The 12,711-nt window shown below is 64.0% G+C and carries 11 protein-coding genes; 6 read left to right on the top strand and 5 right to left on the bottom strand.

Annotated elements, in window-relative coordinates; all coding sequences use genetic code 11:
- Positions 1–240 precede the first annotated feature (240 nt).
- Positions 241–1,020, top strand: a complete 780-nt coding sequence (locus tag KUF59_RS37070) for a protein phosphatase CheZ (RefSeq protein WP_212460478.1) — start codon at positions 241–243, stop codon at positions 1,018–1,020.
- Between the two features lie 167 nt (positions 1,021–1,187).
- On the opposite strand, the gene KUF59_RS37075 is transcribed toward KUF59_RS37070, so the two are convergent.
- Positions 1,188–1,706 carry a hypothetical protein gene (locus KUF59_RS37075; protein WP_212460477.1) on the bottom strand — a complete coding sequence of 173 codons (519 nt, stop codon included), beginning with the start codon at positions 1,704–1,706 and terminating at the stop codon, positions 1,188–1,190.
- 328 nt (positions 1,707–2,034) lie between these two features.
- On the opposite strand from KUF59_RS37075, the gene KUF59_RS37080 reads away from it, so the two are divergent.
- The 4 genes from KUF59_RS37080 to KUF59_RS37095 all read left to right on the top strand — a co-directional run bounded on the left by KUF59_RS37080 (position 2,035) and on the right by KUF59_RS37095 (position 6,399).
- Positions 2,035–2,331 carry a co-chaperone GroES gene (locus KUF59_RS37080; protein ID WP_212400446.1) on the top strand — a complete coding sequence of 99 codons (297 nt, stop codon included), beginning with the start codon at positions 2,035–2,037 and terminating at the stop codon, positions 2,329–2,331.
- A gap of 242 nt (positions 2,332–2,573) precedes the next feature.
- Positions 2,574–4,205: a chaperonin GroEL gene (groL, locus tag KUF59_RS37085; RefSeq protein ID WP_212460476.1), complete on the top strand. Its 1,632-nt coding sequence runs from the start codon at positions 2,574–2,576 to the stop codon at positions 4,203–4,205.
- A 142-nt stretch (positions 4,206–4,347) separates the two neighbouring features.
- Positions 4,348–5,559: a hypothetical protein gene (locus KUF59_RS37090; RefSeq protein WP_212460475.1), complete on the top strand. Its 1,212-nt coding sequence runs from the start codon at positions 4,348–4,350 to the stop codon at positions 5,557–5,559.
- Positions 5,560–5,781: 222 nt separating this feature from the next.
- Positions 5,782–6,399, top strand: coding sequence for a hypothetical protein (locus KUF59_RS37095; protein WP_212460474.1), 618 nt, complete (start codon positions 5,782–5,784; stop codon positions 6,397–6,399).
- A gap of 39 nt (positions 6,400–6,438) precedes the next feature.
- Here KUF59_RS37095 and KUF59_RS37100 read toward each other — a convergent pair whose 3' ends face one another.
- Positions 6,439–6,837: an META domain-containing protein gene (locus KUF59_RS37100; RefSeq protein ID WP_212460473.1), complete on the bottom strand. Its 399-nt coding sequence runs from the start codon at positions 6,835–6,837 to the stop codon at positions 6,439–6,441.
- A gap of 124 nt (positions 6,838–6,961) precedes the next feature.
- A complete protein-coding gene (locus tag KUF59_RS37105) occupies positions 6,962–8,626 on the bottom strand; it encodes an L-lactate permease (RefSeq protein WP_212460472.1) in 1,665 nt (554 codons plus the stop codon).
- 296 nt (positions 8,627–8,922) lie between these two features.
- Between KUF59_RS37105 and KUF59_RS37110 the strand changes: the two genes are divergently transcribed.
- Positions 8,923–10,677, top strand: coding sequence for an ABC transporter ATP-binding protein/permease (locus KUF59_RS37110; RefSeq protein ID WP_258767858.1), 1,755 nt, complete (start codon positions 8,923–8,925; stop codon positions 10,675–10,677).
- 238 nt (positions 10,678–10,915) lie between these two features.
- On the opposite strand, the gene KUF59_RS37115 is transcribed toward KUF59_RS37110, so the two are convergent.
- Both KUF59_RS37115 and KUF59_RS37120 read right to left on the bottom strand, forming a co-directional pair.
- A complete protein-coding gene (locus tag KUF59_RS37115) occupies positions 10,916–11,926 on the bottom strand; it encodes a TorF family putative porin (RefSeq protein WP_212460470.1) in 1,011 nt (336 codons plus the stop codon).
- A 383-nt stretch (positions 11,927–12,309) separates the two neighbouring features.
- The gene (locus KUF59_RS37120; RefSeq protein WP_212460469.1) at positions 12,310–12,678 is read right to left on the bottom strand and encodes a histone; all 369 of its coding nucleotides are present in this window, start codon (positions 12,676–12,678) and stop codon (positions 12,310–12,312) included.
- Between the last annotated feature and the right edge of the window lie 33 nt (positions 12,679–12,711).

The raw sequence follows: 12,711 nt of genomic DNA on the forward strand, positions 1-12,711 counted from the left end.
GGCCACTTAAAATCAAAAGCCGCTTCGTTTGGTAAACGTATCAGGCGTTTTGATTCACCACGTCGTCAACGGACGCGGGATTTGGCGACTAGCGTTTATTTTCGGTGAACGGCGCTCCCGCATGGTTAACCGCAGGTTTTCGCGCAATCGGAAGCAGTTGCGCGACAGTTCCTCGCGTGAACTTCGTGTTAAATCGCTTCTGTCTACAAAGGCGCGTGAGTGAGGTGGGGGGAGTACAGAATGGCTGTTCACCGCAAACGTTTTCGCGTCGAGGAAGGTATCGTCGGCGAGATGCAAATTCCCGAAATGACCGACGAGTCTGCTCCGATGCATAGTGAAATCATGGCCGAGTTGCGCGCGATCCGCGCCCAGATGGCGAGGAACGGTCACAGCGCTGGCGCGCACGCTTCGCCGGCCTCGACCGAAGCCGTCGTGGCGCAGGAAGTCGCCGACACGCGCGCGATGCTGGAAACCTACCGCGCCCAGATCGAACAATGCGAGAAGCTCAAGGTCGAGCTCGACCTCATTCACGACGCCATCAACCGCACCAAGCGCGAGATCGCGACGCTGCACGGCAAGAGCTTTGACGGCGGCGAGATGGCCAAGGTCAATGGCGAGCTCGGCGCCGTCGTCGGCGGCACCGAACAGGCCACCCAGCAGATCCTCGAAGCGGCCGAGTCGATCGACCAGTCGGCGAGCGCCCTCTCCAAGGTGGATTCGGTCGACCAGCAGAAGCGCCTTGCCGACGACATCCAGGAACGTGTGATCTCGATCTTCGAGGCCTGCAACTTCCAGGACCTGACCGGCCAGCGCATCAGCAAGGTGATGAACACGATGAAGTTCATCGAGCAGCACATCAATGCGATGATGGAAATCTGGGGCGGCGTCGACGCGATCAAGGCGCATGCCACGCCGATCGTCGACACCCGCGACGAGGACTCCAAGCTGCTCAACGGCCCCAAGCTCGCCGGCGACGTCGGCCACGCCTCGCAGGACGACATCGACGCGCTGTTCGACTGAGCGGCCGCGACAGAGGGATCAAGCAAAACGCTGGCGCGAGCCGGCGTTTTTTTGTTTTTGGGGCTAGTTGTTGATGTCATTCCGGGGCGGTCCGCAGGACCGAACCCGGAATCTCGAGATTCCGGGTCTGGTCCTTCGGACCAGCCCGGAATGACGAAGGTGAGAGATCACGCCCTTGGCGCGCAGCGGACGTAGACCATGTTGCCGTAGCGGGTGGCGGCGTCCTTGTCGATGAAGCGGGTGATCAGGACGCGGCCGTCAAAGGAGACGATCTCGCGATCCTGCTCGCTGGGGGTCGGACCGGCGGGCCCGATATAGTTCTTGCCGCTCGGCGAGCCCTTGAGCCGCAGTTCCTGCGGGGTGGCCTGGTCGGCGAGATGCATGATCACGCCGCCGGACGAGCCGGCGCTGATCACGTAGGGGTTTTTGCACTGCGCACGCGCAGCCGCCTCGGTGCGGGCCCGGTCGGCGGGGTTTTGGAACGAGGCGAGACCCCAACGGCCGACGATCTCGTCGGCCCGGATTGTCGCAGGCATTTCCGGGGCCACGCCCGGTTCGGCGTCGGGCGGCGGCGCGGACGAGAACGACGGCAGGCTCATGCCGCCTCCGCAGGCGCCCAGCAGCAGCGCCAGGGCCGAGGCGGCGGCCAGATTGGCAACCGTCCGCGCGTGAGCTGAACTGATCATGGCATTCCCCCGAACTAAACCCGTCTCAACACAGAACTGGCCGCACTCCTCCCGGCAGCCAAGCGCAAAACCGCTGTCGGAGCAATGACGTCGTATATTACGTCGGCGGCCCCGAATGAGTTTCTCCCACACCATCCTATATCCGCATCACCAATCGCTTAACCACCTTTGCTTGACAGGATCGAAGCCAAGCCATATTCCCGGGCCCCTATTAGCACTCCGAAAGGCAGATTGCTAAGCGTGCCGTTCGATCCCGAGAGGTCGGACGAGGGCGCGGCCCCCACCCACTTCCGCTGATTCCGAAGCGAGCCTTCCAAAGGGAAACGTCATGGCTAAATCCAAATTTCGTCCGCTGCATGACCGTGTCGTGGTCAAACGTATCGATGCCGAGGAAAAGTCCAAGGGCGGCATCATCATTCCGGACACCGCCAAGGAAAAGCCGTCCCAGGGTGAAGTCGTCGCCGTCGGCCCCGGTGGCCGTGACGAGGCCGGCAAGCTGATCCCGATCGACCTCAAGGTCGGCGACCGCGTGCTGTTCGGCAAGTGGTCCGGCACCGAGGTCAAGATCGACAATGAAGAGCTCCTGATCATGAAGGAGTCGGACATCATGGGTGTGCTGGCCTAAGGCCATCAGCCAACCGCCGTCGCAAGCCGGTTGTCGGAGCACTCCTCTTCTTCCCTTCTCCCCTTGTGGGAGAAGGTGGCGCGCAAAGCGCGCCGGATGAGGGGTCTCCATCCGCGGAGACAGACCCCTCACCCGTCCGCGATGCTTCGCATCGCGTCCACCCTCTCCCACAAGGGGAGAGGGGAAGGAGAGCCGGCGGTGACGGCAACCAACCGTATCCAATCATTCCAGGAGTTTTCATAATGGCTGCCAAAGAGGTCAAGTTTTCCGGAGACGCGCGCGATCGCATGCTGCGCGGCGTCGACATTCTCGCCAACGCCGTCAAGGTGACGCTCGGCCCGAAAGGCCGCAACGTCGTCATCGAAAAGAGCTTCGGCGCGCCCCGCATCACCAAGGACGGCGTCACCGTCGCCAAGGAGATCGAGCTCGAGGACAAGTTCGAGAACATGGGCGCCCAGATGGTGCGTGAGGTCGCCTCCAAGACCAACGACCTCGCCGGCGACGGCACCACCACCGCGACCGTGCTGGCCCAGGCCATCGTGCGCGAAGGCGCCAAGGCGGTTGCCGCCGGCATGAACCCGATGGACCTCAAGCGCGGCATCGACTCCGCGGTCGCGGCCGTGGTCAAGGACATCGAGAAGCGCGCCAAGCCCGTTGCCGCCTCCTCCGAGGTTGCCCAGGTCGGCACCATCTCGGCCAACGGCGACACCGCCATCGGCAAGATGATCGCCCAGGCGATGCAGAAGGTCGGCAACGAGGGCGTCATCACCGTCGAAGAGAACAAGTCGCTCGACACCGAAGTGGACATCGTCGAGGGCATGAAGTTCGACCGCGGCTATCTGTCGCCCTACTTCGTGACCAACGCCGAGAAGATGACCGCCGAGCTCGAGGACGCCTACATCCTCCTGCACGAGAAGAAGCTCTCCGGCCTGCAGGCCATGCTGCCGGTGCTGGAAGCCGTGGTGCAGTCGGGCAAGCCGCTCGTCATCATCGCCGAGGACGTCGAGGGCGAGGCCCTGGCGACGCTGGTCGTCAACCGCCTCCGCGGCGGCCTCAAGGTTGCCGCCGTCAAGGCGCCGGGCTTCGGCGACCGCCGCAAGGCGATGCTCGAGGACATCGCGATCCTCACCGGCGGCCAGCTCATCTCGGAAGAACTCGGCATCAAGCTCGAGAACGTCACCGTGAAGATGCTCGGCCGGGCCAAGAAGGTGGTGATCGACAAGGAGAACACCACGATCGTCAACGGCGCCGGCAAGAAGCCCGACATCGAGGCCCGCGTCGGCCAGATCAAGGCGCAGATCGAGGAGACCACCTCGGACTACGACCGTGAGAAGCTCCAGGAGCGCCTCGCCAAGCTCGCAGGCGGCGTCGCGGTGATCCGCGTCGGCGGCGCGACCGAGATCGAGGTCAAGGAGAAGAAGGACCGTGTCGAGGACGCGCTCAACGCCACCCGCGCCGCGGTGCAGGAAGGCATCGTCCCCGGCGGCGGCGTTGCGCTGCTGCGCGCCAAGAAGGCGGTGGGCCGCATCACGAACACCAATGCCGACGTCCAGGCCGGCATCAACATCGTGCTGAAGGCGCTGGAAGCCCCGGTTCGCCAGATCTCCGAGAACGCGGGCCTCGAAGGCTCCGTCGTGGTCGGCAAGATCCTGGAGAACAAGTCCGAGACCTTTGGTTTCGACGCCCAGACCGAACAGTATGTCGACATGGTTGAGAAGGGGATCATCGACCCCGCCAAGGTGGTGCGCACCGCGCTGCAGGACGCCTCCTCAGTGGCCGGCCTGCTGGTGACCACCGAAGCCATGGTTGCCGAGCTGCCGAAGAAGGACGCGGCCCCCGCGATGCCGGCCGGCGGCGGAATGGGCGGCTTCTGAGCCCTCCCCTGTTGAGGAGATACGAAGGCCGCCTCCGGGCGGCCTTCTTTTTCGCCGAGAATTGGCGCGCTTTCCAATTCAACCCCCGGCGAAAACCCACTACGGTGGCGCCCGATTCTGATCTCGTCTGAGGATTTCATCGATGCGCGCGCTTCTGGTTTGCTCGACAGCTCTGTTGGTCGCCGTGCTCGCGGCATCGCCCGACGTCGCCTCCGCCCAGATGAAGCTGTCGCCGAAAGCCGCGGGACCCGGCGGGCCCGAGACGCGCTATTTCACCTCGATCGACGGGCTGATGGACGGCAATGCTGACGTGGTCCTCAAGGAAACCCGGCAGGGCAAGACGGTGACATCAGCCGTGCTCGACGTCTGCTACCCGATCGCGAAGAATTCCGATCGCAAGGACCGCTTCGTTGCCAACCTCCAGGTGAACGGCCAGACGCTGACGGGCACGACGCAAAGTTTTGGCGAGAAATCGCCGGTCACCATAAAACTGGCGCGCAAGCAGAGCGGCGACACTTTTGAGTTCCGCGGCCAGATCTCGATCGGCGGTGTCGTGACCGAGGTGACTTCGCCCGACAATTCCGACCTCAGCGAGAAGGAATTTTTGGACAACCAGACCACCGATGACGGCATCACCGCGCAGCCGAAGGATTTTACCGAGGTCTCGCCGGAGGCGATCGCAGTCAAGGTCAAGCTCGATGCGGCGACCGACTTCCTCAAAAGCCTGAAGGGCCAGGACGTCGAGGTGACGCTCGCAAGCCTCTCGGTCGGCTGCGATGCGCTGCGCGCCGGCGAGCAGACCATCAACATGTCGGTCGATCCCGAGCGGGCCGGGGCGCTGCTCGCAAAGTTCAAGGCGACGCCGGGCGTGACCGCTGCGGGGTGGACCGCCGGCATGGTCGAGATGGACCGCACCATCCGCTTTGCCGCCGCCGACTGGCGCGAGGGCGACAAGATCGCCAGGGACAAGCTCGCCGCCGCCGTCTCCAACGTTCTCAGCAAGACGCTCGCCGCAAAGCCGGTGTCATCGAGCTTCAACGCCGCAACCGGCAAGCTCAAGCTCACCTTCAAGCGGCCGAACAAGGATTTCCCGGCGCTGGAGCTCACCGACACGATCGAGGTCGCGGGCCTCGTCTCATCAGACAAGCCCGGCGCCTCCGACAGGCTGATGCTGTGGATCGGCAGTCCACAGGTCACGACCGCCGACGAGAGCAACGGCGCAAAACTCAATCTGTCGGACGAGACCAGCGCCGACGAAGAGGGCGAACAGCCCGACGACAACGGCTCGATCGAAGCGCTCGCCAGGGAATTGAAGGGCCAGCGCTGGGATGCCGACAAATCGGTGTGGAAGTAGGCCAAAGCCAAGGCACAGCCTGAACTGGCCATAGCTGCGATGATGTCGTGTTTGCTGCACCCGGCATCGCCGACATCATTTGCCACAGTTCGGCCGCCAATTCTTAAGGGCTGATTCAGCTCATGGGAACATCATCGCTTGGTCCGAACCCTTGGCGATACCCTTGGCGATGCCATGCACACAAGCGAGCCGAAGATTCCCGGAAGTATCTGGCCAGGTGACATGGCCAGCGCCTCTTCGCCCACGCCAGCGACGGAGTTTTGGGACCTCTCGAGCGCCAATCACGATGCCGTCGCCTTGTTGCGGGAACCCGCGCGCGACCGCCTGCGCACGTCCGCGCTGGCCGCAGCCGCGCTGGCGACGACCTTCGCGCTGGGATGGGCCGGCGCGCTGATCTGGCACGACGTCGCTGGTCCGCCCGCGCCGAGCCAGATTGCCCGGAAGGAGACGCCTGCGCCGCGCACCACCAACGTCCGGCCAAGCAGCGTTGCAAGGCGGACAGTGGCCTCGGATCCTGTGGTGACCGGCAGCATTCCCAAATCTGCCACCGCCGCCCCGCGTCTGCCTGCACTGGCAACGACCACCACCATCAACGCACCCAGTGTCGCGCTGGCGATGCAGCAGCCCCTGCTGCCGGCCCCGGAAACGCGGCCGAGCACCATTCCGGGATGGTCGGTCGTCGAGGTCCGCGACGGCACCGCCGTTCTCGATGGTCCCGATGGCGTGCGGATGGCCGCCCGCGGCGATGTCATTCCCGGGATCGGACGCGTCGATTCCATCGTGCGCTGGGGCGACCTCTGGATCGTCGCCACCGCGAACGGACTGATCGCGACGCGCTGACGGCGACTTAAAACCGGCCGCTGCCGCCGCTCCCGCAGCCTAATTCCCGTTGATGCGGAAACGCAGTTGCTTGGCGCCGATGAAGGTGACGATCTCGCCCTGGCGCTTCCAGGTGGCGGCCTCGGCCAGCACTGCGACGAGCTCGTCATCGGCCTGCGCCTTGGCGGGCGGGCAGGAGCGGTCCTGCACCTGGCCGGGGACGAAGATCACGGTGTTGCCGGCGATCGAGAACTGGCCCTTGGCGGCCTTGCACCAGAGCTCCAGGACCACCTCGCCATTGTCGCCGATCTCGATGTTCGGCACGCGCTTGGAGCCCGGCTGCGGCAAGGCCTCCAGCGTCATCTCGGTCCCGAAGGGAAAGCCGTCGGCGGCCTGCGCAATGCCTGACATCAGCACCACCGTCGCAACCGCACAAATGATCCGCTGAACCGAAACCATGAAATCCCTCGACCGTCCTGATCCGCCGCACCTTCTATAAGACGACGACGGGCTTGAGAAGGTTCGCCGGCGCCTCCGCGGGGTGCAGACCCCGCGGAGATGTCGCTGCAACTGATACGTCCGGCTATTTCAGAACCATTGCCGTGAACGGCCAGACATAGGCTTGCAGCGTCACCAGCACACCGACCAAGCAGGCTAGCACGATCGAGTGCCAGAACACGAAGCGCAGAATCGTGCCCTCGTGGCCGTACCAGTTGGTCGCGGTGGAGGCGACGACGATCGACTGCGCGTCGATCATCTTGCCCATCACGCCGCCGGAGGAGTTGGCCGCCGCCATCAGCACCGGCGACAGGCCGAGCTGTTCCGAGGTGATCCTCTGGAGGTTGCCGAACAGCACGTTGGAGGCGGTGTCCGATCCCGTCAGCGCCACGCCCAACCAGCCGAGCAGCGTGCCGAAGAAGGGATAGAGCACGCCGGTGGCCGCAAACGCGAGACCGAGCGTCGCGTCGACGCCGGACAGGCGCGTGAGCGTGCCGATCGCAAGCATCGCCGAGATCGTGATCAGCGAGATCGCGCACAGCCGGATGGTGCGGCCATATTGCACGAGCAGCTTGCCGGGTCCGACCCCCATCAGGAAGCCTGAGATGATCGCGGCGATCAGCATGCCCGTGCCGGTGAAGGACAGATAGGTGAAGCCGAACACCGCAGCCTCCGGCGTCGGCTTCGCCGCGACCGGCGGCATTTTGTTGATCATCTGGTGCAGTTCGGGAACGGGATAGTTCCAGACGAAGATCGCGTTCGCCCAGCTCTTGAACCAGCCACTGCCCCAGACCAGCATCACGATGCAGACGATGATCCACGGCAGGAGCGCGCTCAACAGCTCGCCCTGCGTGAGCGGCGTCTTGTCGAGCGGCTTTGCCGCCGCCATCGTCGCCGCGGATTCGTCGCGGCCGCGCAACGCCGGCGACAGCCAGAGCTGCCTCGGCTGCCACACTTTCAGGAACAGGATCAGCGCGCCCATCGAGATCAGCGAGGCGCCGATGTCGACGATCCAGGGGTTGATGAAGTTGGAGATCACAAATTGCGGGATCGCGAACGACACGCCGGTGACCAGGATCGCCGGCCAGACGTCCTTCATGCCCCTCCAGCCCGCGAACGCCCAGACCACCCAGAACGGCACGATCAGCGAGAAGAACGGCAATTGCCGTCCGACCATCGCGCCGAGAATGTAGGGATCCAGCCCGGTGACCTGTGCAAGGCCCTGGATCGGCGTGCCGAGCGCGCCATAGGCGACCGGCGCCGTGTTGGCGATGAGGGACAGACCGGAGGCTGCGAGCGGCGAGAAGCCGAGCCCGATCAGCACCGCGCCGGTGATCGCAACCGGCGTGCCAAAACCCGAGGCGCCTTCGAAGAACGCGCCGAACGAAAACGCGATCAGGAGCAGTTGCAGGCGCCGGTCCTCGGTGACGCCGCCGACCGCGCGCTTCAACAATTCGAAGCGCCCCGTCGTCACCGTCACCTGGTAGAGGAAGATGACGTTGAGGACGATCCAGCCGATCGGGAAGAAGCCGGTGACGATGCCGAGCACGGAGGCGCGGATCGACATGTTCGCCGGCATGGTGAAAACGAAGATCGTGATGAGGTTGGTGACGATGACGGCGATGACGGCGGCGATGTGCGCCTGGACGCGGCCGCTCGCGATCAGGACCAGGAGCGTGACGACGGGGACCGCCGCCGCGATGGTCGACAAAACAGCGCTGTTGAGCGGGTCGTAGATTTGATTCCACATAGTCATCTCCCCCACGCCGCTTTTGCGACATGCCGGCCAGCGTGGACGGTCCGGCATGATTGACACGGAGCGAAGGCGCCTTAAGACGTCGAGCCGCTTGGCATCCCCGGGAGCATGCCCTGCTCACAAGCTCGCGAAGTCCCTGACGGTCCCCACCCCGCGACATTTTGTCCATGCTAGGGTTGCCAGCAGGGACGTGCCAACGCAAATCGTGAGATTTGCAACTTTAGTCTAGGCGCGCTTATTTCTGCCGTTAGCTCAGGCATTTGCGCCCATCCCGCAGGAGATCCAAGTCTGTGAACAACATCCGCGCGACGCTCGCGACCGTTGGGCGTATCGCCGCCCCCTATTTCCGATCCGAGGACAAATGGGCCGGCCGCGGCCTGCTGGCCGCTGTCATCCTCATCGAACTGTCGCTGGTCGCGATCGATGTCCTGGTGAACCAGTGGTACAGCCGCTTCTACAATTACCTTCAGGATCGCAACTGGGACGGCTTCGTCTGGGAGGTCGGTGTCTTCATCGTGCTCGCGAGCGCGAGCGTGGCGCTGTCGGTCTACCAGCTCTACCTCAATCAATGGCTCCAGATCCGCTGGCGCAACTGGCTCACCCGCCACTATCTCGGCGAATGGCTCGATAGTGCCACCCACTACCGGATGCAGTTGAAGGGCGACGCTGCCGACAACCCGGACCAGCGCATCACCGAGGACGTCAAGACCTTCGTCGAGCAGACGCTGACCCTCGGGATCGGCCTGCTCTCGGCGATCGTGACGCTGTTCTCCTTCGTGATCATCCTGTGGGGGCTGTCCAATGCGGCACCGCTGCACATCTCCGGCGTCGATCTGGCGATTCCCGGCTACCTGGTCTGGGGCGCGCTGGTCTACGCGATCTTCGGCACCGCGCTGACGCACTGGATCGGTTCGCCGCTGGTCAACCTCAACTTCGAGCAGCAGCGCTACGAGGCGGACTTCCGCTTCAACCTGGTTCGTGTCCGCGAAAACTCCGAGCAGATCGCGCTTCTGGACGGCGAGCGGGCCGAGCGCGAGCGGCTGCTGCACCGCTTCGGCTTCGTCGTCGGCAACTGGTACGCCATCATGAGCCGCACCAAGCGCCTCACCGCCTTCACCACCAGCTACGCCCAGGCCGCCGTGATCTTTCCCTTCATCCTGACGGCGCCGGCCTATTTCGCCGGCAAGATCCAGCTCGGCGGGATGGTGCAGACGGCGTCCGCCTTCGGCAGCGTGCAGAAGGCGCTGTCCTTCTTCGTCTCGGCCTACCGATCGCTTGCGGAATGGCGCGCCGTGGTCGCGCGCCTCGACGGTTTTGAGATGTCGATCGCCTCGGCCACGCAGCGTCCGACACAAGGGGAAGCGATCGCGATTGCGCCCGCCGCGGGCTCCCGCGAGATCGGGCTCGACCAGTTGCTGGTCAAGCTGCCGAACGGCATGCCGCTGGTCACCGCCGTCGACTTCACCATCGGCGCGTCCGAGCGCGTGCTGGTGACGGGCCCGTCAGGCTCGGGCAAGTCGACGCTGTTCCGCGCCATTGCCGGCATCTGGCCGTTCGGCAACGGGACCATTGCGATCCCCGGACAAGCGCGGCTGATGATGCTACCGCAGCGGCCGTACTTCCCGGTCGGCCCGCTGCGCGATGCCATCGTCTATCCGGCCGGGCGTGACGTGTTCAAGCCGGGGCAGATCCGCGATGCGCTGGTCGCGGTCGGATTGCCCAAGCTTGCTGTGCGGCTGGAGGAGGATGGCCATTGGAACCGGATGCTCTCGCTCGGCGAGCAACAGCGGCTGGGTCTGGCACGGGCGCTGCTGCATAAGCCGGACTATCTGTTTCTCGACGAGGCGACCGCCTCGCTCGACGAACCTTCCGAAGCGCAGCTCTACCGGCTGCTCAGGGAGGAGTTGCCGTCGACCACGATCGTCTCGATCGGTCACCGCTCCACCCTCGAGGCCTTCCACACCCGCAACGTCGCGCTGGTTCGGGACGGCGATCTGCATGTGCTGAAGGGCGTCAGCGAGCCGGCCAGCTCAGAGGCGCGCTGAGGGGCGCGCCGGCAACTGCACCGAGACCAGTTCGTCCTACCGGGGTTACCCGTTGGCGTTTCCAGGATCGTCATGGCCGGGCTTGTCCCGGCCATCCACGACCTTTCCCGCCGCATGAAGAACGTGGATGCCCGGGACAAGCCCGGGCATGACGGAGTTGGTGGCGCAGCGATCGTCCACAAACAAAAAGGGCGGCAGATCAATCTGCCGCCCTTTTCAGTCGTCTCAGGGAGAAACCTTACTTCAGGTTGGTCATCGCCGTCAGGTCGAACGAGAGCTTGGCAACGCCGGCGGCGGAGCACCAGTTCGAGCCGACACCCGACGGATTGATCGGGGTCACGAAGGTACCGGTCGAGGCGGTGATGTTGCCGCGCGCCGAGAAGTCGCTGGTGAAGGCGTTACAGTTACCCTTCGAGAGGTCGGTGTCGTAGTAGCGCAGGTCCAGCGTGAACACCTTGTAGGTGAAGGCGACGCCGAGGTTCCAGGTGTTGTAGTCGGCGTATTTGATGCCGTTCGGGAACGCGGCGGTGCCGTAGAAGCTGTCGGAGGTTCCGAGCCACTGACGGCCGAACTCACCCGAGATGAACATGCCGACGCCGCTCGAACCGAACAGGGTGCTGGGCGCGGTGTACTTGCCGGTGATCGAGGTGTAGTTGCCCCAGGCGCCCGAGTTCAAATAGCTCGGAGTGTAGTACTCGTTCACACCGAACGCCCAGTTGTCGTTCACGGTGTAGGTCACCTTGCCGTAGACTTCGAAGAAGTTGAGGTTCTTCTTGATCACGTTGGTGTTGAGCAGGGCCTTCTCGGCGCAGTCGGCGCCCTGGAAGTTGCCGGCGAAGTCAATGCCGGGAGCGCCGAAGTAGCAGGTGCCACCCGGATACAGGTAACCCCAGACACCGATGTCGAAGGCGAAGGCGCCGAAGGTCGGGCGGATACCGCCGTAGATGTCGACCTCGGCCGCGGCGCGGTTCGGGAAGGAGATGCTTTCAGCGGACGCGCCGATATAGAGCTGGAGGTCCTTGGTGACGTTGTAGCGCGGCTCGAAATAGGCCGTGACCGACGGCTTGTGGTTCGACTGGGTGATACCGCGGAAGATGTAATCGCTCATGATACCGCCGCCGAAGGCGATATCCCAGGGATCGAAAGCCGGCGGCGGCGGCGCTTTCACGGCCTTCACCGGCATGTCCGCCGCAAGAGCCGAACCCGAAACCATTGCCAGCGCCGTTGCCAACAAAGCCAACTTTTTCATAACGATCCCCATCACCGAGTTTTAAGGCCAGTCCGATCCCGGCGCCCCCCGGGGCATGCGACCTGACTGCGAAATTTCTTACAACCGCAATCTGGTCTGGGGGCCTGTGACAGTGAAGCAAAAAACGCAAGCAACTGCCGACTTTTTAGGCGTTCTGACGTTTCCGGCAAAGGTTGTCGGCATGTGTTGCATCCCGACCACATTGTTTGCATTCCAAGGCGCGCTCTGAGCCCGTGTTGCTACGGGGCGGCCGCTTGTGTGGGGAGGACGCCATCGCGAATCAGAGGAACCGGTTCGATGACCGCCCGGCGATGCAAAAAGGCCGCAGCGTTACCGCTGCGGCCCTTCTGCTGGCAGGTCCCAGGATAGATGTGGAGCGGCGGCTAGCCCTGCCCTTCAGCGGGCGGGGACGCAGCATCGGCGGTCGTTGACGGGGTCGCCCAGCTCGTCTCCGGTACGGGCTCGGGAGCTGCGGGAGCTGCTACCGGGGCTGCGGGCTTCGGAGCCGGGGCAGCCTTCTTTGCTGCGCGCTTCTTGGGAGCGGCTTTCTTTGCAGCCTTCTTGGGAGCCGCCGCCTTCGCAGCCTTCTTCGGTGCGGCCTTCTTGGCCGACTTCTTCGCGGATTTCTTTGCAGACTTCTTGGCTGCTTTCTTCGCGGCCTTCTTGGTCCTCTTCTTGGCGGTCTTCTTCGCCGCTACAGCCTTCTTGGCTTTTTTGGCCTTCTTGCTTTTCTTCTTCTTCGCTTTCGCCATCGTGATCCTCCTGTTGCCGCCGAACAATGATCG

Source organism: Bradyrhizobium arachidis (assembly GCF_024758505.1).
Lineage (GTDB): Bacteria > Pseudomonadota > Alphaproteobacteria > Rhizobiales > Xanthobacteraceae > Bradyrhizobium > Bradyrhizobium manausense_C.

Coding starts and splice junctions, on each gene's coding strand:
- KUF59_RS37075 (WP_212460477.1), bottom strand. CDS start 1,706: ATGATCAGTTCAGCTCACGCGCGGACGGTTGCCAATCTGGCCGCCGCC.
- KUF59_RS37080 (WP_212400446.1), top strand. CDS start 2,035: ATGGCTAAATCCAAATTTCGTCCGCTGCATGACCGTGTCGTGGTCAAA.
- KUF59_RS37070 (WP_212460478.1), top strand. CDS start 241: ATGGCTGTTCACCGCAAACGTTTTCGCGTCGAGGAAGGTATCGTCGGC.
- KUF59_RS37090 (WP_212460475.1), top strand. CDS start 4,348: ATGCGCGCGCTTCTGGTTTGCTCGACAGCTCTGTTGGTCGCCGTGCTC.
- KUF59_RS37120 (WP_212460469.1), bottom strand. CDS start 12,678: ATGGCGAAAGCGAAGAAGAAGAAAAGCAAGAAGGCCAAAAAAGCCAAG.
- groL (WP_212460476.1), top strand. CDS start 2,574: ATGGCTGCCAAAGAGGTCAAGTTTTCCGGAGACGCGCGCGATCGCATG.
- KUF59_RS37095 (WP_212460474.1), top strand. CDS start 5,782: ATGGCCAGCGCCTCTTCGCCCACGCCAGCGACGGAGTTTTGGGACCTC.
- KUF59_RS37105 (WP_212460472.1), bottom strand. CDS start 8,626: ATGTGGAATCAAATCTACGACCCGCTCAACAGCGCTGTTTTGTCGACC.
- KUF59_RS37115 (WP_212460470.1), bottom strand. CDS start 11,926: ATGAAAAAGTTGGCTTTGTTGGCAACGGCGCTGGCAATGGTTTCGGGT.
- KUF59_RS37100 (WP_212460473.1), bottom strand. CDS start 6,837: ATGGTTTCGGTTCAGCGGATCATTTGTGCGGTTGCGACGGTGGTGCTG.